This window comes from Kitasatospora sp. cg17-2 (assembly GCF_054031055.1).
The window spans coordinates 6,048,616-6,067,341 of record NZ_CM132923.1; the positions used below are offsets into that span (position 1 = coordinate 6,048,616).

Genomic DNA, 18,726 nt, shown 5'->3' on the forward strand with positions numbered 1-18,726 from the left:
TCCCATCGTGAGCATCCTCGTACCCACCCTCCCGGCCTCCGACCAGCTGCACCGCGACGCGCTGACCGTCCTCCAGCCCGGCTTCGTCGGCACCGAGCCGCCGGAGTGGCTGCGCCGGCACCTCGCGGCCGGCCTCGGCTCGGTCGCTCTGTTCGACCGCAACGTGGCCGACCTCGGCCAGCTGGCCGCCCTCACCGCCGCGCTGCGGGCCGAGAACCCCGATCTGCTGATCGCCATCGACGAGGAGTCCGGCGACGTCACCCGGCTGGAGGCGGGCTCCGGCTCGTCCTGGCCGGGCAACCTCGCCCTCGGCGCGATCGACGACCCGGCGCTGACCCGCGACGTCGCCCGCGAGCTGGGCCGGGCCCTCGCCGCCGCCGGCGTGAACTACAACTGGGCGCCCACCGCCGACGTCAACTCCAACCCGCGCAACCCGGTGATCGGCGTCCGCTCCTTCGGCGCCGACCCGGAGCTGTGCGCCCGCCACACCGCCGCCTGGGTCGAGGGCCTGCAGTCGGCCGGCGTCGCGGCCTGCTCCAAACACTTCCCGGGCCACGGCGACACCGCCGTCGACTCGCACCACGGGCTGCCGGTCATCGACGTCGACCTGGACGTGCTGCGCGCCCGCGACCTGGTGCCGTTCCAGGCCGCCATCGCCGCCGGGACCAAGGCCGTGATGACGGCCCACATCATGATCCCGGCGCTCGACCCGAAGCTGCCCGCCACGCTCAGCCCCGCCGTGCTGCGGGACCTGCTGCGCGCGGCCCCGCAGGACGGCGGCCTGGGCTACCAGGGCCTGATCGTCAGCGACGCGATCGAGATGGGCGCCATCGCCGACACCTTCGGCATGGGCGAGGGCACCGTGCTGGCCCTGGCGGCCGGCGCGGACGCGATCTGCGTCGGCGGCGGGCTGGCCGACGAGGCCACCGTGCTGATGCTGCGGGACGCCATCGTGGCGGGCGTGCAGGCCGGTCGGCTCCCGGAGGAGCGGCTCGCCGACGCGGCCGCCCGGGTGCGCGCGCTGGGCAGCTGGGGCCGGATCGCGGCCCAGGGCGAGCGGCCGGAGGCGGACCTCGCGGTCGGCCTGCGGGCGGCCCGCCGGGCGCTGCGGGTGGTCCGGGCGCCGGGCCGGGAGGTCCTGCCGGTGACCGAGCGCCCCTCCGTGGTCTCGTTCTCCGCCGAGCCCAACATCGCCGTCGGCGACGTCACCCCGTGGGGCGTGGCCGGCATGCTGGCCGACCGCTTCCCGGGCACCCGGACCCGTGAGGTCGGCCCGGAGGTCGCCGCGCCGCAGGTGCTGGACGCGGTGGTGGCCGAGGTGCTGGCCGAGGCCGGGGACCGCCGCCTGGTGCTGGTGGTCCGGGACGTCCACCGGCACGAGTGGATGTCGGCCGCGCTGGCCCGCCTGGTGGCGGCCCGGCCGGACGCCGCGGTGGTCGAGATGGGCCTGCCGCAGTCCGAGCCGGTCGGCGCGCTGCACATCGCCACCCACGGCGCGGCCCGCGTCTGCGGCCTGGCCGCCGTCGAGGTGCTCACCGGGCAGCCGGGGGCGATCGGCTGACTCCCCGCCGGACCGTGACACCGGGGGCCGCGAGGCACCCCGCCGACGGGCCCGTCATGCGCATGCCGCATGGCGGGCCCGTCGGCGTCCCCGGACCTCGACGGGCCGGGTGACCTGCCGGTTCGACCGATCTGACGGTGTTCCCTCAAATCCGTCTTAAGGCACCCTTAAGTTCTACTTAGGGTGACCGTCGCGCGACTGATCGCCCACGGGAGACAACAGGTCTGCAACGGCCCTTTCTGCCAGGCCATTTGGCGTTGACACCAGCAGTGGTCTAGGCCAGGCTCCAGTCCATCCGGTTCGAATTTCAATTTCCCCGGATGTGGTATTGGCCCACCCCGAAGCTCTTCGCCGCCCCTCCTCGGACACCGTCCCGACGGGCGCCAGCACGCTGCCGGCGGGTACAGCTCAAACACCTCGGAGGATGGCGTGGGAAAGCGTCGGTTCATGGCGTCGGTCGGCATCATGGCGCTGGCCGCGGGTCTGACGGCCTGTTCGTCGGCCGGTCCGGCCACTGACGGCAAGTCGGCCTCGGCGGACCCGCAGTCCGCCACCGGCACCGTCACGGTCTGGCTGATGGACGATGCCCAGAAGAGCTGGCCCGACCTCGTCCAGCGGGTCAACGACGAGTTCGCGGCCAAGTACCCGAAGGTCACCCTGCGGCTCGCCTACCAGGGCTGGGCCGACAAGGTCGCCAAGCTCGACAAGGCGCTCGGCGACGGCACCGCCCCGGACGTGGTCGAGCTCGGCAACACCGAGACCATGAAGTACGTGCTCTCGGGGGCGCTGGCCCCGGTCCAGCGGAACACCTTCGACAACTCGGACACCTGGATCAACGCGCTCGCCAACACCTGCACCTACCAGGACAAGCTCTGGTGCGTGCCCTACTACGCGGGCGCCCGGGTCGCGATCTACAACTCGGCGGCCCTCCAGCAGGCGACCGGCAGCGCCGACTTCCCGAAGACCGAGGACGAGCTGCGCACGGCCCTGGACCGGATCGCGGACAAGAACAAGGCCGACCGCACCTACTCGCCGCTCTACCTGCCCGGCCCGTACTGGTACGCCGCGATGAGCTACGTCTCCGCGTACGGCGGCGCCATCGCCCGGTTCGACAGCGGCGGCAACTGGCACGGCACCCTGAGCGACCCCAAGTCGCAGCAGGGCATCAACCACTTCGTCGACCTGGTGCGCAAGTACAACAAGGGCGATCTGACGCTCAACGAGCAGAACCAGTACGAGGCGATGGCCCGGGGCCACGCGGCGGCCTTCTACGGCAACGGCTACGAGGCCGCCAGCGTCGCCGCGCCGGTCACCGGCGACCCGAGCCTCAAGGACGCCGTCAAGGTGGCCACGATGCCCGGCCCGGGCGGCAAGCCGCTGCCCACCTTCATCGGCGGCTCGGCGCTCGCCGTCACCGCGAAGTCGCCCGCCGCGGCCCTCGCCACCGACTGGGTCCGGATGTTCACCAGCACCAAGTCCGAGCAGGCGCTCGCGGACAAGGACATCCTGCCGAACAACCTCACCCAGCTGAACCCGCTGAAGACCAAGCCCGTCACCGCCGCCGCGGCCAACGCGGTGCCGGACGCCTGGTTCACCCCGCTGGCCCCCGGCTGGGGCCTGGTGGAGAAGCAGAAGATCCTGCCGGACATGCTGACCGCCATCCTCAAGGGCAAGTCGGTGGACCAGGCCACCAAGGAGGCGGACGCCGCCATCGACCAGCTGATCAACAAGGCCGGCTGAGCAGCCGCCGCCCCGGATCCGGAGCCCCTCCCCGCACCGCCGGGAGGGGCTCCGTCCTCCCGGGAGCACCCCCGGCGGCCGCCCGGGCGGGCGCGACCACGTCCTCGGATGTGCCGCACCCCGGCGGCCCCCGTAGGATTGCCGCAGAAATCACCGGAGCGAGTGTGCGGACTCGCCGCCGTAGAGGTCCCCGCCGGGCATTCCCGCCCGGGCGGGGTGGAACCATCTCATCGGAGGCACCCCACGATGTCCGACACGCAGACCGTCCCTGGCCGGATCATGGCGGCGGAGATGGCCGAGCAGCCGGCCGTCCTGCAGCGCATCCTCGACGAGGGCGCCCCCAAGATCTTCGAGATCGCCGGACAGATCGCCGCCCGCAAGCCGCGCTTCGTCCTGCTGACCGGGCGCGGCACCTCCGACAACGCGGCGCTGTACGCCAAGTACCTGATCGAGATCCTGCTCGGCAAGCCGGCCGGTCTCACCTCGATGTCCACCACCACCGCGTACGGGGCCCAGCCGGACCTCACCGACGTGCTGGTGATCACCGTCAGCCAGTCGGGCGGCTCGCCCGACCTGGTCGCCTCCACCAAGGCGGCCCGCGAGGCCGGGGCCATCACCCTCGCCGTCACCAACAACGCGGGCTCGCCGCTGGCGGAGGTCTCCGAGTTCCACATCGACGTGCTGGCGGGCCCGGAGAAGGCGCTGCCGGCCACCAAGACCTACACGGCCGAGCTGCTCGCCCTCTACCTGCTGGTCGAGGGCCTGCGCGGCGGCGACGGCGCGGCCGCCAAGGACCTGCCGGAGCTGGCCTCCGGGATCCTGGCCCGCCAGGACGAGGTCAAGGCCCTGGCCGAGCGCTACCGCTTCGCCCAGCGCCTGGTCATCACCTCGCGCGGCTACGGCTACCCGACCGCCCGCGAGGCGGCGCTGAAGCTCATGGAGACCACCTACATCCCGGCCTCCCCGTTCTCCGGCGCCGACCTGCTGCACGGCCCGCTGGCCATGGTCGACAACGTCTCCCCGGTCATCGCGATCGTCCCGGACGGCAAGGGCGGCGAGGCCCTGCAGCCGGTGCTGGACCGCCTGCGCGGCCGTGGCGCGGACCTGGTCGTGGTGGGCCAGCAGGCGCAGGTCGAGTCCGCCTCGGCGGGCTTCGCGCTGCCGGCCGGCGTGCCGGAGGAGGTCCAGCCGATCCTGGAGATCCTGCCGCTGCAGCTGCTGGCCTACGAGGTCACCATCGCCCGGGGCCAGGACCCGGACGCCCCCCGCGCGCTCGCCAAGGTCACCGAGACCCACTGACACCGGCGCCGAAACGCCGAGACCCCCGTCCACAGCCTGTGGACGGGGGTCTCGGCGTTTCCGCGCCCTCGGGGCGGAACGGGCCTGGAAAGCACTACGGGCCACGGCGCCGACACGGGACCCTCAACCCTCCCTCCTTGCCCGCCAGCGGGCTGGGGGCACCGCCCGGCCGGAGGCTGGGGGAGAGGGGCCCATGGCACCGCAGCCCGGGCCTGGAAAGCACTACGGGCCACGGCGCCGACACGGGACCCTCAACCCATGCGGCACCGCAGCCCGGAGCTGTCGTCGGGCGCCGTGTATGACCGAGAACTGTGCGGGGTCCTCGCTCGGCGGCGTCCGACCGAGAAGGGGCCTCGCGCGGTCAGGGCAGTTGCGCGGTGGGCCTCTCCTTGGTGCTCTTTCATTGTGGACTAGACCAATCTGGCTTGTCCAGGCCGGTCCGAAAATTGGTCTGGACAACTTGGGGGAGCGGTCGCGGCGTCCGTCGGCCGGGGGTGGGCCCGGGCCGTCCGCGCGCCCCTGGAGCTACGCTCAGCCTGTGCCCTCGCTGAACGAACTCGTCCGCCGCCACACCACCCTGACCGGTGCCGATGTGGAGTGGCTGCACATGCTGGTCTCGGAGTGGCAGCTGCTCTCCGACCTGTCCTTCGCCGACCTGGTCCTGTGGATCCCCACCTGGGACGGCATCCGGTACGTCTCGGTCGCCCAGATGCGGCCCAACACCGGCCCGACCTCCTACCAGGACGACATGGTCGGCCACCTCGTCCCGCGCGGCCGCCGGCCCCTGCTGGACGCCGCCTACGACGAGGGCCGGATCGTGCGCGAGGGTGACCCGGAGTGGCGCGAGGAGGTGCCGGTCCGGGTCGAGTCCATCCCGGTGCGGCGCGAGGGCAAGGTGCTCGGGGTGATCGCCCGCAACACCAACCTGCTGACCGTCCGCACCCCCAGCCGGCTGGAGCTCACCTATCTCCAGAGCGCCTCCGACCTGGCCCAGATGATCGCCGCCGGCACCTTCCCCTACCCCGGGGTCGAGCAGACCGACATGGACGCCGCGCCGCGGGTCGGCGACGGCCTGATCCGGCTCGACGCGGACGGCGTGGTCACCTACGCCAGCCCCAACGCGCTCTCCGCCTACCACCGGCTCGGCCTCACCGCCGACCTGGTCGGCAGCCACCTGGGCCGGGCGACCGCCGAACTGGTGCCGCCCTCGCGGGCGGCCGTGCACGAGGCGCTGGTCAAGCTGGCGAGCGGCTGGGCGCCCAGACAGACCGAGGTGGAGGTCCAGGGCGGGGTGGTGACCCTGCGGGCCATCCCGCTCAAGCCCAAGGGCACCCTGACGGGCTCGCTGGTGCTCTGCCGGGACGTCACCGAACTCCGCCGCCGCGACCGCGAACTGATGACCAAGGACGCCACCATCCGGGAGATCCACCACCGGGTGAAGAACAATCTGCAGACGGTCGCCGCGCTGCTGCGCCTGCAGTCCCGCCGGATGGACTCGGAGGCCGGCCGGGCCGCCCTGGACGAGGCGGTCCGCCGGGTCGGCTCGATCGCGATCGTGCACGAGACGCTCTCCCAGGCGCTGGACGAGAAGGTGGCCTTCGACGAGATCGCCGACCGGGTGCTGGCCATGGTGGTGGAGCTGTCCCAGGACGGCCGGGTGGCGACCCGGCGCAGCGGCAGTTTCGGCATCCTCTCGGCCGAGGTGGCCACCCCGCTGGCGATGGTGCTCACCGAGCTGCTGCAGAACGCGCTGGAGCACGCCTTCGGGCCGAGCGCCTCCGGCAGCCTGGAGGTCAGCGCGCTGCGCGGCCGGGCGCCGGCCACCGGGATGGGCTGGTCGGACAGTTGGAACGGCGGGGCGCGGCCGGAGGAGTACCTGCTGATCACCGTGCAGGACGACGGCAAGGGCATGCCGGAGGGCTTCGACCCGCAGCAGGCGGGAAACCTCGGGCTGCAGATCGTCCGGACGCTGGCCACCGGGGAGCTGGGCGGCACCTTCGACATGGTGGCGGGCCCGAACGGCGGCACCAAGGTGATCCTGGAGATCCCGGTGCGCTGAGGTGCGCCGAGGTGTGCCGAGGCGGGCCGGCTGCGCTCAGGCGTACCGGGGTGTGGTGGGAGCGTGCGACCGGTGTGAGCGCCGGTGGCCCGCTCCTTCACCACCGTCCGCAGTGTGAGGACGGCGCGGCGCGGGGGCGCGAAGACAAAAACGAGGCCCTGTCGACCGGGGGGGGTGGGTCGACAGGGCCTCTCAACCCGTTCCGGCCGTCGGGGGGAGTCGGCCGGAACGGGGGCTCTAGTGATGCGCCACTCGCCGGTGCGTTGCACACGGTGAGCGCCACAGCTCCACAATATTGCTCTAAGTGAACAGTATCAAGTGGCTGGGCGGGCAAGTGTCGCGGGACCTTTTCGGGCAAGGCCCTTTGTACGGAAGGCTTCACCAGGAAGTGCAGGCGAAGCCTTTGATCATGTGTTGATCGGTACGGTGGTCACTGCTGGTACTACGGCGTGTGATCAGGCGGTGCGGGTCAGGCCGTGCGGGCGCGGTTGCGGGCGGCGCGACGCTTCATCGCGCGACGCTCGTCCTCGCTCATGCCGCCCCAGACGCCGGCGTCCTGGCCGGTCTCGAGGGCCCACTGGAGACACTGCTCCATGACCGGACAGCGGCGGCACACGGCCTTGGCTTCCTCGATCTGCAGCAGAGCAGGACCGGTGTTCCCGATCGGGAAGAACAGCTCCGGGTCCTCTTCGCGGCAGACAGCGCGGTGGCGCCAGTCCATGGTCGTCCAACTCCTCCTGCCGACGGGGGTCACCCGCACGGCACATCGATGGCTTGTGAATGTGAACGCTTTCACGAATCCCGCAACAGCAAAAGAGACCAAAGGCCCATCGGGCCCGGGAGGTCTGTGCTGGGGAGGGATTCGGCGATTCGAGGGACACCCCGCGGTCGGCACCCAACAGGTTCTGAGGTTGCCGTCGCTGCGATGCGTCCCGATCGCCATGTAGAGGTTCGCAAACCTCGGGCCCGGATACAACCCCCTTCAGGGAGGAATTTTTGATTCTTCGGTGTCGCCTAGCTCACAGCCAGTACTTCTATGGAGTGAAGGGGGCTTGTGCGTTCGAGAAGAAGGGTGAAGGGCCCTTCTAGTCACACAATCACACGCAGTGCCCGCCGTACGCCTGTGAAACTGACGCGACTCCTGGACCCAAGGTGGTCCCCGTCGACCTGGAACGGGGCCGGTTCCTCCGAAACCAAGGTGAAGTGACGGACGTCGTGATAGGAGACGACATGCTTCCCGGAAGGGCCCGGCGATGCGGCGCCGTCGCTCGAAGGCCCGTGCGACCGCAGGATCTGACGGACCGTTCGAGCAGTGCCGAACGCCGTCATCCGGGTGATGCCGAAGACGTCGAGGTCCGCGTCGAAGGAGGCCAGTGGCGAGGGGTAGACCGGGCGGTTGCCCAGGAACGTCCACGGTGAGGTGTTGCTGACTATCGCCAGGGCCAGGCCGGGCACCGGTCCTCGGCCCGCCATTTCCAAGGAAACCGGGCCTGATCTGCGCTGCTCACGCTGGGTGACGAAGTGGCGGAGCGCCTGGGTGACATAGAGCGCGTGCGTGGACTTGCGCCCCGCCCGGCGCTGTTCCTCGACCCGGCCGACCACGCCGGCGTCGAAGCCGAGCCCCGCGGTGAAGGTGAACCAGCGGTCCGGCAGCCCCTCGGTCATCGCCTTGCCCAGCCCGATCGGGCGCTCCCGCCGGCTCTCCAGGGCGTCCAGCAGCGCGCCGGTCGCCTCCACCGGGTCGTTCGGCAGGCCCAGCGCGCGGGCGAACACATTGGTCGAACCGCCCGGGACCACGGCCAGCCGGGGGACCTTCTCGCCCGGGCCGTGCGAGAGCAGGCCGTTGACCGCCTCGTTGACGGTGCCGTCGCCGCCCAGGGCCACCACCAGGTCGACCGTGCCGTCCTCGACCGCCTCGCGGGCCAGGTCGCGCGCGTGGCCCCGGTACTGGGTCTGCGCCACCTCCAGCTTGAGGTCGCTGCGCAGGGCGTGGATCAGGACGTCCCTGGTGCGACCGCTGGTGGTGGTCGCTTTCGGGTTGACGACCAGGAGAGCGCGCATGTGCTCAGCCTACGGGTCGGTACGGACCTCCCGGCGGCTACCCTGCTGGAGTGACCGCAGAATCCTCCGCACCCGTACCCGCGCCCGGTGCCGACCGTCCGACCGCCCTCACCGTGGGCGCCGCCATCACGGCCGTCGAGGGCGCCGCGCTGGCCGTCGTGGGCGTCTGGGACATGGTCGCCGCGCTGTCCGGCCAGTCCAAGCAGCTCGCCCTGAACGAGTTCGGCGGCCTGGTGATCGTGCTGCTCGGCGTGCTGCCGCTGTTCGCCGCCCGGGCCCTGCTCCAGGGCCGCCGCTGGGGCCGCAGCCCGGCCGTGCTGACCAACTCGATCTGCCTGCCGGTGGCCTACTACATGTGGCAGAGCGGCGGCGCGATGGCCGCCGTCGGGGTGGGCGTCGGCCTGCTCGGCCTGGTCGGCATCGGCGCTCTGCTCAGCCCGAGGTCGACGGAGGCCCTCTACGCTCCGCACGAGGGCTGAGCGCGGAGGGCCTCCGCCTTTCCGGTACCGCATCCGACCGACGGCCGCCACCAGGCGGCCGTCGGTCCTGCTTCTCCGGCCTACTCCTCCACCAGCAGCTTCTCCCGCAGCTGCGCGAGCGTCCGGGCGAGCAGCCGGGAGACGTGCATCTGGGAGATGCCCACCTCGGCGGCGATCTGGGACTGCGTCATGTTCCGGAAGAACCGCAGTACCAGGATCTTCTGCTCCCGGGGCGGCAGTTGGGCGAGCAGCGGCTTGAGCGACTCGCGGTACTCGACGCCCTCCAGGGCCTCGTCGGTGGCGCCGAGGGTGTCCGCGACGGCCGGCGACTCGTCGTCGTTGTCCGGCACGTCCAGCGACAGCGTGGAGTACGCGTTGGCGGACTCCAGGCCCTCCAGCACGTCCTCCTCGGAGATCCCGAGGTGCTCGGCCAGCTCGTGCACCGTGGGGGAGCGGCCGTGCCGCTGGGAGAGCTCGCTGGTCGCCGTGGTGAGCGACAGCCGCAGCTCCTGGAGCCGGCGCGGCACCCGGACCGCCCAGCCCTTGTCGCGGAAGTGCCGCTTGATCTCGCCGACGATGGTCGGCGTCGCGTAGGTGGAGAACTCGACCCCGCGCTCGTGGTCGAAGCGGTCCACCGACTTGATCAGCCCGATGGTGGCGACCTGGGTGAGGTCGTCCAGCGGCTCGCCCCGGTTGCGGAACCGCCGGGCCAGGTGCTCGACCAGCGGGATGTGCATCCGCACCAGCTGGTTGCGCAGCTCGACGCGCTCCGGGGAGCCGTCGGGCAGCGCGGACAGCCGGACGAACAGGGCCCGGGCCGCCTCGCGGTCCGGGGCACCGCTGCGCTGCGGACCCTGGGCGGGCACCGCGGCGCGCAGCGCCCGGGCCGCCTCGTCGGCGGCCCCGTCCTCCGGGCCGTCGCTGTCCGGACCCCCGTCCGGGCGGTCGGCCGGCGGGAGGTCCGCGGCCGACGGCACGGGCGGGGGCGACTGATCGGGCGACGACTCGGGCGTCGGCTCGGTCGGCTGGCTCATCCGGTGGGCGTCCTTCGGGTGCGCTTCGTCGTTGGCGGCGAGGCCGGGGACGCTCGCCTGGGTCGGTACGGCAGGGCCCGCCGTCGCGAGGCCGGTACGGTCCAGATCACTCACGGCCATTCCCCCGTTCCGTTCCGGGAGCACCGGGACCGCCGGTCCCGGTTCGTCTCGATGGTCGTACCGCCGGGTGGGGGCGGTACCGGGAGCCGTCCGTCCGGCCCGGTGGTGCCGGGCGGACGGCCCATGTCAGGTACTGCTGCCGCGCTGCCGCGGCCGACCTAGTGGGCGGCGGAGCCGCCACGCTTCTTGTGCAGGCTGATCGACACGGTCTTGTCCTCGGCGACCGTGGACTCGACCTCGCCGGCCAGCGCGGAGAGCACCGTCCAGGCGAAGGTGTCGCGTTCGGGCGCCCGCCCGTCGGTGGTGGGCGCCGAGACGATCACCTTCAGGGAGTCGCCGACCAGGCGGAACTCGCAGCAGAGGACCGAGCCGGGCACGGCCTGCTGGAGCAGGATGGCGCAGGCCTCGTCGACCGCGATCCGCAGGTCCTCGATCTCGTCCAGGGTGAAGTCCAGCCGGGCCGCGAGGCCCGCCGTGGCTGTACGCAGGACCGAGAGATAGGCCCCGGCCGCGGGCAGCCGGACCTCCACGAAGTCCTGGACTCCGGGCTCGCCGTCGATCTGGGACACCCTCACCTCCTGGGTGACGCGCTGTGCTTCCGGGCCGGTGGCCGCGGCACTGTCTGTTGCTTGGCTCAACTGCTTCGCCCCAACTGTCCAGAGGGGTGGTGCGGTACGTACCGGTCATACCCCTCGTGGGTCGCCCGGACGCCGCCGTCCGCCCGAGACGTTACCGCGTTCGTGCCCCGGAGCGGGAGTCACTCATGGTAAGGCATCGCGACTCAGGGTGGCAGGGGTCCGACGAGGACCTTGTGCGCCCTCCGCGTACGCCTCCGCGCGCCCGGTTCGGCGCGGCGGTCGGGCGTGCGGCGAGGCGCCCGGTTCAGCGCGTGCCGGCGGCGGTGAGCGCCTCGCCGGTGAGGCGGTAGACGGTCCACCCGTCCATCGGCACCGCGCCGAGCGCCTTGTAGAAGTCGATCGAGGGCCGGTTCCAGTCCAGCACCGACCACTCGACCCGGGCGTAGCCGCGCTCGACGGCGATCCGGGCGAGTTCCAGCAGCAGCGCCTTGCCGTGGCCGCCGCCGCGGGCGGTCGGGTCGACGTAGAGGTCCTCCAGGTAGATCCCGTGGCTGCCGCGCCAGGTCGAGAAGTTGAGGAACCAGAGCGCGAAGCCGACCGGCTCGCCGGTGGTGTCGTCCTCGGCGATCAGGCCGAACACGGCCGGCTGCTCGCCGAACAGGGCGGCCCGCAGCTGCTCCTCGGTGGCGATCGCCTCGTGTGCGGCCTTCTCGTACTCGGCGAGTTCGTGGATCATGCGGTGGATCACGGGGACGTCGGCGGGGACTGCGGTGCGGATCATGCCTTCGAGCGTACTTGGGCCGCCCGGTTGCCGTCCCGGGCCGGGTCCGGGACCCGGGACGGCCGGCGCCTCAGCGGGCCGGGACGGTCCGCAGGTAGGCCGCCAGCGCGGTGACCGCGGCCGGGTTGCGGGGGCTCTCGACCAGGTCGACGTAGTCCAGGACGAAGATCCGGTCGTTGCGGACGGCCGAGACGCCGGCCAGCGGCGGGAAGGACTTCAGGAACTGCCGCTTCGCCTCGGCGTCGGGGGTGCCGTAGTTGTTGATCACGATCACCTCGGGGTCGCGCTCGACCACGGTCTCCCAGCCGACGGTGGTCCAGGAGTCGGCGAGGTCCCCGGTCACGTTCCGCCCGCCGGCCTTGGTGATGATCTCCTCCGGGGCGGCGAACCGGCCGGAGGTGTAGGGCTTGTCCTCGCCGCTGTCGTACAGGAAGACGCCCGGACGGTACGCGGGCTCGGGGACGGCCGCGATCTCCGCCTTGAACGCGGCGACCAGCCGGTCCGCCCGGTCCCGGACGTCGAAGATCTCGCCCAGATTGGTGAGGTCCGTGTACAGCGCGTGCAGCGGGGACATCACCCCGCGCTCGGTGCCCTTGCCGCTGCGGCAGGACTCGGTGAGCACGTAGGAGCCGATGCCGAGGCCCGCCAGGGCCTGCGGGGTGACGCCCGAGCTCTCGTCGAAGCCGTAGTGCCAGCCGGCGAACACCAGGTCCGCCTTGGCCTCCAGCGCGATCTCCTTGGTGATCTGCTTCTTGGAGAGCCACGGGGCGCGCTGGTAGGCGTCCTTCCAGGCGACCTTGTCCACCTGGCCCTTGTCGTCCGGCATCACGTAGCCGGCCATCCGGTCCTCCAGCCCGAGCGCGAACATCAGCTCGGTGATGCCGACGTCGTTCGTCACCACGCGGGCGGGCTTCTGCTTGAAGGTGACCGGGGCGCCGCAGTTGTCGACGGTCACCGGGTAGTGGGCGGAGGAGGCGGCGCCGTCGCCGCGCGGGGCGATCTCGGCGCCGCAGCCGGTGAGGGCGAGGGCGAGCAGGGCGGCGGAGGCAACGGCCTTGGTGCGCATGGTGGGTCCTCGGGGCGGTGGGCGGTCGGTCGTACGAAGGTCGGTCGTACCGGGAGACGGTCCGGACCGGGGGATCGGACGGGCCTGGACGGGAGATCGGACGGGAGATCGGACGGGCCGGTCAGGACAGGCGGTCGAACAGCAGCTGGACGGCGCCCGTGACCGGGTGCCGGACCGGTGTCGCCCGGACCTTGAACACCTCGGCCAGCAGCGCCGGTTCGAGCACCTCGGCGGGCGGTCCGGAGGCGACGATCCGCCCCTCCGCGAGCACGTACAGCAGATCGCAGTGCCCGGCGGCCAGATTGAGGTCGTGCAGCGCGGTGAGCACCGTCGTCCCGGCCTCCCGGACCAGCGCCAGGACCTCCAGCTGATGGGTGATGTCCAGGTGGTTGGTGGGTTCGTCGAGCACCAGCACCCGGGGCTCCTGGACCAGCGCGCGGGCGATCAGCACCCGCTGCTTCTCGCCCCCGGAGAGGCTCAGGAAGCCCCGGTCGGCCAGGTGCCCGGCACCGACCCGGCCCAGCGCGGCGGCGCAGTGCCCCTCGTCGGCCGCGGACGGCCCGGCCAGGGCGCCGCGCCGGTGCGGCAGCCGGCCCATGCCGACCACCTCGGCGACGGTGAAGTCGAACTCGGCGGAGTGCTCCTGCGGCAGCGCCGCGACCCGCCGGGCGGCCTCGCGCGGGGCGAGCCGGTGGATCTCCTCGCCGCCCAGCAGAACGGCCCCGGCGGCGGGCCGCAGCGCCCGGTAGACGCAGCGCAGCAGGGTGGACTTGCCGCTGCCGTTCGGGCCGACCAGGCCGACCACCTGGCCGGCGGCGGCGGTCAGGGTGACCTCGTGGACCAGCCGGACGCCGGCCAGGTCGACCGAGACCCGGTCGACGGCGAGGTCCAGGGCCCCGGTGCCGACGGCGCTCACCGGTTGCCCCCGAAGGCGTAGCCGCGACGGCGCATCAGCAGCAGGAAGCAGGGCACCCCGACGGCCGCGGTGACCACGCCGACGGGCAGTTCGGCGGGGGCCAGCAGGGTGCGCGAGACGATGTCCACCCACACCAGCAGCAGGGCCCCGGCGAGCGGCGCGATCAGCAGCAGCCTGCGGTGGCCGGCGCCGACCAGCATCCGGGCCAGGTGCGGGACCATCAGTCCGACGAAGCCGATCGCCCCGCTGACCGCGACCACGGTGCCGGTGACGGCGGCGGTCACCACGAACAGCGCGCGCCGCAGCCGGTCCGGGTCCACGCCGAGCGAGGCGGCCGTCTCGTCGCCCATCGCCAGCGCGTCCAGCTGTCCGGCGGCGCGGGCCAGGTACGCCAGCCCGGCCAGCACGGTGACGGCGGCGATCGGCACCGAGCCCCAGGTGGCCCCGCCGAGGCTGCCGAGCAGCCACATCATGGCCGAGCGGGCGGCCTCGCCGCGGGCGGCGGCGAAGACCATCAGCGTGGTCACGGCGGAGAAGCCGTAGGACATCGCGGTCCCGGTCAGCACCAGTCGCAGCGGGGTGAGCCCGTGGGCGGTACGGGCTGTCAGATAGACCAGCACCATGGCCAGCAGGGCCGAGACGAAGGCGGAGGCGGAGAGCGCCCAGACGCCGAGCGAGGCGAAGGCGCCGAACATCAGCACGGCGTTGGCGCCCACCGAGGCCCCGGAGGATATGCCGAGCACGAAGGGGTCGGCGAGCGCGTTGCGGACCATCGCCTGGACGGCGACCCCGGTGGCGGCGAGTCCGGCGCCGACCACGGCGGCCAGGACGGCGCGCGGCAGCCGGATCTCCCAGACGATGGCGTACGCGGCGGCCTCGTCGGCCTCCAGTCGACCGCCCGTCAGGCCGGCGCCCAGGAGCCGCAGGACCTGGCCCCAGCCGAGGCCGGCGGAGCCCACCGCGACGGCGCAGACCAGCGAGCCGAGCAGGGCCGCGGCGAGTGCGGCGGCCAGGGGGAGGGCGGGGATCCGCCGGGGGCCCGGTGGGGCCGCGGCGGTGGCCGGTGCGGCCGCGGTGGTGCTGCTCACTGGTGGCACGCCTTGCCTCGGGCCGGGTACGGCGAGGGGCGGCGCGTCCGGGCGCGGGTGTGCCGGGGCGCCATCCCCTCGCAGTCCGCGGCGAGTTGTCGGGAGGTCGGCGCCCCCGGGCGATCGGGCTCACGGCCCGGTGGGCCGCTTACCGTTGCGGGTCAGCGCCGGATTCGCACCGGCTTCCCCCGCGGGACGCCCTGGCAGCATAACAAGCGCTCGCGGCCTACGACCCTTACTGTTCGAACGGCCTTGCCCGTTCGGCCCCGACCGCCCCCGTTCGGCCCCGAACGCACGACCGCCCCCGTCCGGATCCGGACGGGGGCGGTCGAAAGGCGACCGGGCGGGGATCAGCCCTGCTTGGTCTCCCAGAAGATCTTGTCGACCTCGGCGATGAGGTCGAGCAGCGCCTGGCCGGTGGCCGGGTCGGTGGACGCCTTGGCGGCCGAGGCGGCCTTCAGGGTGTCGTTGATGAGCTGGTGCAGCTGCGGGTACTTCTCGAAGTGCGGGGCCTTGAAGTAGTCGCTCCACAGCACCGAGATGTGGTGCTTGACGGCCTCGGCGCGCTGCTCCTTGATGATGACCGCGCGGGCGCGGAAGTGCGCGTCCTCGTTGGCCTGGTACTTCTCCTGGGTGGCCTTCACCGACTCGGCCTCGATCCGGGCCTGGGCCGGGTCGTAGACACCGCAGGGCAGGTCGCAGTGGGCGTGGGCGGTGGCGCGAGGTGCAAACAGACGAGAGAACATGGGAGTCCTTCCTTAGATCGTCTTCCCGCGCCCGAGATTACCTGCCGGACCGTCCGGTTTCCCGGCCGGGCGGTGTGCCTAGGGCAAAAGACGGAGCCGGAACCGGATCAATCCGGACATCGGCGGCCGGCGGCCGGTGCGGCAGACTGGTGCGCGACAGCGGAACGGCAGGACAGCAGGACAGCGGGACGCCGCGGGAGCCGGACGGGACACGGCGGGACGCGAGCCGGGAGGAGGAGCCGTGGCACGGAGCACGGAACCGGAGGACGGTCCGCCGGGCGGCGGCGCGCCGTTCGGGCTGATCGACGTGGCGGGGGACTCGATGGTGCCGACGCTGCGCGACGGGGACCAGCTGCTGGTCCGTTACGGCGCACGGATCAGGCCCGGCGCGGTGGTGGTGTTCCGTCACCCGTTCCAGCAGAACCTGCTGGTGGTCAAGCGCGCCGACGGCCGCCGCCCCAAGGGCTGGTGGCTGCTCTCCGACAACCGGCCGGTGGACAGCGACAGCCGCAGCTACGGAGCGGTGCCGGACGAGCTGGTGCTCGGCCGGGTGCTGCTGCGGCTGCGCCCGCGCCCGGCCTGGCTGGCCCCCGGGCGCCGGCTGGAGCGGCTGCTGCTGGCCGCCCCGCTGGCGCGGGTGCCCGGGCTCGCCCGCCGCCTCGGCGTCTGGATCCGGCCGGAGGAACTCCCGGTCCGCTAGGCCCGGCCCACCGGCCCCGGCCCGCGGGCGGCTCCGCTAGAGCCCGGCCGCCGCGGCCTCCTGGGCCTCCAGGCGCTTGCGGGCCCGGTAGGCGGCGACATTGGCGCGGGTGGCGCAGCGGTCCGAGCAGTACCGGCGGGACCGGTTGGTCGAGGTGTCCAGATAGGCGTTGCGGCAGGGCGCGGCCTGGCAGATGCCGAGCCGGTCGGCGCCCAGCTCGGTCAGGTGGACGGCCAGGCCCATGCAGGCGACGGCGCTGTAGTGGGCGGTGGCGGTCGGCGAGTTGTCGGCGAGGTGCAGGTGCCAGCGGGGCCGGCCGGCCTCGTCCAGGTGGTCGTGCCCGGAGACCAGCGGGCTGACCGGGAACTCCATCAGCAGGCTGTTCAGCAGGTCGACGCTGCGCACCTCCTCGCCCTCGGCGGCGGCCTCGAAGACCCCGCGCAGCCGGGTGCGGACGGCCCGCAGCCGGGGCACGTCCGCCTCGTCGGCGAGGTTGCGGGCGCGCGAGGAGTCCGAGAACAGGGCGCGCACTCCGTCCACCGAGGTCAGCGCGTCGGTGCCGCGCTCGGGCTCCTCGGTGTTCACCAGCCGGACGGCCAGTTCGGCGTACGAGGCGAGCTCCACGGTGGTCCTTCCAGAGATCGGTAACAGGCTGATTGCCTCCAGCCTATTACCCGCAGGGGGAAAGCGGGAAAAGCGCGGCGCCCGGCAGGTTCCGCCTGCCGGGCGCCGTCGACGGGTGCGCTCAGAGCACCCCGGGTCAGAGCACCTTGGAGAGGAAGGCGCGGGTCCGCTCGTGCTGCGGGTTGCCGAGGACCTCGCGGGGGCTGCCGGACTCGACCACCACACCGCCGTCCATGAACACCAGCGCGTCGCCGACCTCGCGGGCGAAGCCCATCTCGTGGGTGACCACGATCATGGTCATGCCCTCCTCGGCGAGCCCGCGCATGACGTCGAGGACCTCGCCGACCAGCTCGGGGTCGAGCGCCGAGGTCGGCTCGTCGAAGAGCATCAGCTTGGGCTTCATCGCGAGCGCCCGGGCGATCGCCACCCGCTGCTGCTGGCCGCCGGAGAGCTGGGAGGGGTAGTTCCCGCTCTTGTCGGCCAGGCCGACCCGCTCCAGCAGGGCCATCGAGCGTTCCCTGGCCTCGGACCTGGACTCTCGCTTGACCTGGACCGGCGCCTCCATCACGTTCTCCACCGCGGTCATGTGCGGGAAGAGGTTGAAGCGCTGGAACACCATGCCGATGTCCCGCCGCTTGAGCGCGACCTCGCGGTCCTTGAGCTCGTAGAGCTTGTCGCCCCGCTGCCGGTAGCCGACCATCTCGCCGTCCACCCAGAGGCGGCCGCCGTTGATCTTCTCCAGGTGGTTGATGCAGCGCAGGAAGGTGGACTTGCCGGAGCCGGACGGGCCGACCAGGCAGAACACCTCGCTCTGCTTGACCTCCAGGTCGATGCCCTTGAGCACCTCGACCAGGCCGTAGGACTTGCGGACGCCCTCGGACTTCACCATCGGGCCGCCGCCCGGGCCGCCACCCGGTTCGTCGGCGGGGGTCTTGGTCAGGTCGGTCATGCGTGGCCACCTCCCTCGAGTCCGGGGACCACGTCGTTCTTGGCCTTCGGGGTGGGCCTGCCGCCGAACAGCAGCCGCAGCCGCTGGATCGGCGTGGGCGGCAGGGTCCGGTTCGCACCTCGAGCGTAGTGCCGCTCGATGTAGTACTGCCCCACGGTGAGGATCGAGGTCATGAGCAGGTAGTAGATGCTGACCGCGACCAGGACCGGGATGGTCTGGAAGGTCCGCGAGTAGATGTCGTGGCCGGCCGTGAACAGCTCGGCCAGCGAGATGACCTGGACCAGCGAGGTGGTCTTGAGCATCGAGATGGTCTCGTTGCCGGTCGGCGGGATGATCACCCGCATCGCCTGCGGGAGCACGATCCGGCGCAGCGTGGCCGAGCGGCTCATGCCGAGCGCGTGGGCGGCCTCGGTCTGGCCCTCGTCGACGGACTGGATGCCGCCGCGGACGATCTCCGCCATGTACGCGGCCTCGTTGAGGCCGAGGCCCAGCAGGGCGGCGGTGAAGGTCGGGATCAGGGTGTTGGTCGACTCGGACCAGAACTCGGGTCCGAACGGGATGCCGATCGACAGGTTCGGCCACAGGGCGCCCAGGAAGTTCCAGAACACCAGCTGCACCAGCACGGGGGTGCCGCGGAAGATCCAGATGTAGAACCAGGCCGTCCCCGACAGCAGGGGGTTCGGCGAGAGCCGCATGATCGCGAGGAGCACGCCGCCGACCACGCCCATCAGCATGGACAGGGCGGTCAGTTCGAGCGTCACCCAGATTCCGTGGATGATCTGCTCGTTGGTGAGCGTGTCTCTGACGACGTCCCACTGGAACGCGGGGTTGAAGATGAGGGCGTGGAGCAGCATCGCCGCGAGAACGACGATGACTACTGCTCCGGCCCAGCGTCCGGGGTGGCGCACCGGGACGGCCTTGATGG

At 72.3% G+C, this 18,726-nt stretch carries 18 protein-coding genes and 1 riboswitch; of the genes, 6 read left to right on the top strand and 12 right to left on the bottom strand.

The genetic code is table 11. The annotated features are described in order from the left end of the window. Positions 1 to 7 precede the first annotated feature (7 nt). The 4 genes from ACW14Y_RS25550 (at position 8) to ACW14Y_RS25565 (ending at position 6,659) form a co-directional block, all read left to right on the top strand. Entirely contained in the window at positions 8 to 1,561 is a 1,554-nt protein-coding gene (locus tag ACW14Y_RS25550; protein ID WP_380305005.1) for a glycoside hydrolase family 3 protein, read from the top strand. Positions 1,562 to 2,008: 447 nt separating this feature from the next. Beyond that, positions 2,009 to 3,301 carry an extracellular solute-binding protein gene (locus tag ACW14Y_RS25555; protein WP_380305018.1) on the top strand — a complete coding sequence of 431 codons (1,293 nt, stop codon included), beginning with the start codon at positions 2,009 to 2,011 and terminating at the stop codon, positions 3,299 to 3,301. 246 nt (positions 3,302 to 3,547) lie between these two features. Next, complete coding sequence (locus tag ACW14Y_RS25560; protein WP_380305007.1) at positions 3,548 to 4,600, top strand: SIS domain-containing protein; 1,053 nt, start codon at positions 3,548 to 3,550, stop codon at positions 4,598 to 4,600. Positions 4,601 to 5,138: 538 nt separating this feature from the next. Continuing rightward, positions 5,139 to 6,659, top strand: coding sequence for a sensor histidine kinase (locus ACW14Y_RS25565; protein WP_266271414.1), 1,521 nt, complete (start codon positions 5,139 to 5,141; stop codon positions 6,657 to 6,659). Between the two features lie 469 nt (positions 6,660 to 7,128). Here the strand turns inward: ACW14Y_RS25565 and ACW14Y_RS25570 are convergent, their stop codons facing one another. Together ACW14Y_RS25570 and ACW14Y_RS25575 are read right to left on the bottom strand one after the other, a co-directional pair. Next, entirely contained in the window at positions 7,129 to 7,380 is a 252-nt protein-coding gene (locus ACW14Y_RS25570) for a WhiB family transcriptional regulator (RefSeq protein ID WP_014138019.1), read from the bottom strand. A gap of 368 nt (positions 7,381 to 7,748) precedes the next feature. After that, the gene (locus ACW14Y_RS25575) at positions 7,749 to 8,720 is read right to left on the bottom strand and encodes a diacylglycerol/lipid kinase family protein (RefSeq protein ID WP_266312852.1); all 972 of its coding nucleotides are present in this window, start codon (positions 8,718 to 8,720) and stop codon (positions 7,749 to 7,751) included. A 50-nt stretch (positions 8,721 to 8,770) separates the two neighbouring features. Here ACW14Y_RS25575 and ACW14Y_RS25580 point away from each other — a divergent pair, with 50 nt between their 5' ends. Further along, positions 8,771 to 9,199 (top strand): hypothetical protein, encoded by a 429-nt coding sequence (locus tag ACW14Y_RS25580; RefSeq protein ID WP_380312481.1) that lies wholly within the window; start codon positions 8,771 to 8,773, stop codon positions 9,197 to 9,199. An 80-nt stretch (positions 9,200 to 9,279) separates the two neighbouring features. Here the strand turns inward: ACW14Y_RS25580 and ACW14Y_RS25585 are convergent, their stop codons facing one another. The 7 genes from ACW14Y_RS25585 to sodN form a co-directional block, all read right to left on the bottom strand. Beyond that, positions 9,280 to 10,347, bottom strand: a complete 1,068-nt coding sequence (locus tag ACW14Y_RS25585) for an RNA polymerase sigma factor SigF (protein ID WP_266271417.1) — start codon at positions 10,345 to 10,347, stop codon at positions 9,280 to 9,282. Positions 10,348 to 10,511: 164 nt separating this feature from the next. Continuing rightward, on the bottom strand, positions 10,512 to 10,922 hold the full coding sequence (locus ACW14Y_RS25590) for an ATP-binding protein (RefSeq protein ID WP_320443374.1): 411 nt from the start codon (positions 10,920 to 10,922) through the stop codon (positions 10,512 to 10,514). 313 nt (positions 10,923 to 11,235) lie between these two features. Next, the gene (locus tag ACW14Y_RS25595; protein WP_266271418.1) at positions 11,236 to 11,712 is read right to left on the bottom strand and encodes a GNAT family N-acetyltransferase; all 477 of its coding nucleotides are present in this window, start codon (positions 11,710 to 11,712) and stop codon (positions 11,236 to 11,238) included. Positions 11,713 to 11,782: 70 nt separating this feature from the next. Then, positions 11,783 to 12,778: an ABC transporter substrate-binding protein gene (locus tag ACW14Y_RS25600; RefSeq protein WP_380384341.1), complete on the bottom strand. Its 996-nt coding sequence runs from the start codon at positions 12,776 to 12,778 to the stop codon at positions 11,783 to 11,785. A gap of 121 nt (positions 12,779 to 12,899) precedes the next feature. Further along, positions 12,900 to 13,694 (bottom strand): ABC transporter ATP-binding protein, encoded by a 795-nt coding sequence (locus tag ACW14Y_RS25605; RefSeq protein ID WP_456983611.1) that lies wholly within the window; start codon positions 13,692 to 13,694, stop codon positions 12,900 to 12,902. Continuing rightward, on the bottom strand, positions 13,691 to 14,782 hold the full coding sequence (locus ACW14Y_RS25610; RefSeq protein ID WP_266271420.1) for a FecCD family ABC transporter permease: 1,092 nt from the start codon (positions 14,780 to 14,782) through the stop codon (positions 13,691 to 13,693). Before ACW14Y_RS25610 ends, ACW14Y_RS25605 begins: the two co-directional genes overlap by 4 nt. Positions 14,783 to 14,907: 125 nt before the next feature. Then, a riboswitch (cobalamin riboswitch) is annotated at positions 14,908 to 14,970 on the bottom strand. Between the two features lie 162 nt (positions 14,971 to 15,132). Beyond that, positions 15,133 to 15,528, bottom strand: a complete 396-nt coding sequence (gene sodN, locus ACW14Y_RS25615; RefSeq protein WP_030392857.1) for a superoxide dismutase, Ni — start codon at positions 15,526 to 15,528, stop codon at positions 15,133 to 15,135. A 241-nt stretch (positions 15,529 to 15,769) separates the two neighbouring features. Between sodN and sodX the strand changes: the two genes are divergently transcribed. Then, on the top strand, positions 15,770 to 16,228 hold the full coding sequence (gene sodX / locus ACW14Y_RS25620; protein WP_340634550.1) for a nickel-type superoxide dismutase maturation protease: 459 nt from the start codon (positions 15,770 to 15,772) through the stop codon (positions 16,226 to 16,228). Between the two features lie 36 nt (positions 16,229 to 16,264). Here sodX and ACW14Y_RS25625 read toward each other — a convergent pair whose 3' ends face one another. The 3 genes from ACW14Y_RS25625 to ACW14Y_RS25635 all read right to left on the bottom strand — a co-directional run bounded on the left by ACW14Y_RS25625 (position 16,265) and on the right by ACW14Y_RS25635 (position 18,709). Further along, complete coding sequence (locus ACW14Y_RS25625) at positions 16,265 to 16,852, bottom strand: CGNR zinc finger domain-containing protein (RefSeq protein ID WP_380308267.1); 588 nt, start codon at positions 16,850 to 16,852, stop codon at positions 16,265 to 16,267. A gap of 136 nt (positions 16,853 to 16,988) precedes the next feature. Beyond that, positions 16,989 to 17,801: an amino acid ABC transporter ATP-binding protein gene (locus ACW14Y_RS25630; protein WP_380308265.1), complete on the bottom strand. Its 813-nt coding sequence runs from the start codon at positions 17,799 to 17,801 to the stop codon at positions 16,989 to 16,991. After that, on the bottom strand, positions 17,798 to 18,709 hold the full coding sequence (locus ACW14Y_RS25635) for an amino acid ABC transporter permease (RefSeq protein WP_375915220.1): 912 nt from the start codon (positions 18,707 to 18,709) through the stop codon (positions 17,798 to 17,800). Before ACW14Y_RS25635 ends, ACW14Y_RS25630 begins: the two co-directional genes overlap by 4 nt. Positions 18,710 to 18,726 lie beyond the last annotated feature (17 nt).

Bases quoted from the DNA above. Each gene is read 5' to 3' on its own strand.
- ACW14Y_RS25555 (WP_380305018.1), top strand. From the start codon at position 2,009: ATGGCGTCGGTCGGCATCATGGCGCTGGCCGCGGGTCTGACGGCCTGT.
- ACW14Y_RS25560 (WP_380305007.1), top strand. From the start codon at position 3,548: ATGTCCGACACGCAGACCGTCCCTGGCCGGATCATGGCGGCGGAGATG.
- ACW14Y_RS25570 (WP_014138019.1), bottom strand. From the start codon at position 7,380: ATGGACTGGCGCCACCGCGCTGTCTGCCGCGAAGAGGACCCGGAGCTG.
- ACW14Y_RS25575 (WP_266312852.1), bottom strand. From the start codon at position 8,720: ATGCGCGCTCTCCTGGTCGTCAACCCGAAAGCGACCACCACCAGCGGT.
- ACW14Y_RS25595 (WP_266271418.1), bottom strand. From the start codon at position 11,712: ATGATCCGCACCGCAGTCCCCGCCGACGTCCCCGTGATCCACCGCATG.
- ACW14Y_RS25600 (WP_380384341.1), bottom strand. From the start codon at position 12,778: ATGCGCACCAAGGCCGTTGCCTCCGCCGCCCTGCTCGCCCTCGCCCTC.
- sodN (WP_030392857.1), bottom strand. From the start codon at position 15,528: ATGTTCTCTCGTCTGTTTGCACCTCGCGCCACCGCCCACGCCCACTGC.
- ACW14Y_RS25630 (WP_380308265.1), bottom strand. From the start codon at position 17,801: ATGACCGACCTGACCAAGACCCCCGCCGACGAACCGGGTGGCGGCCCG.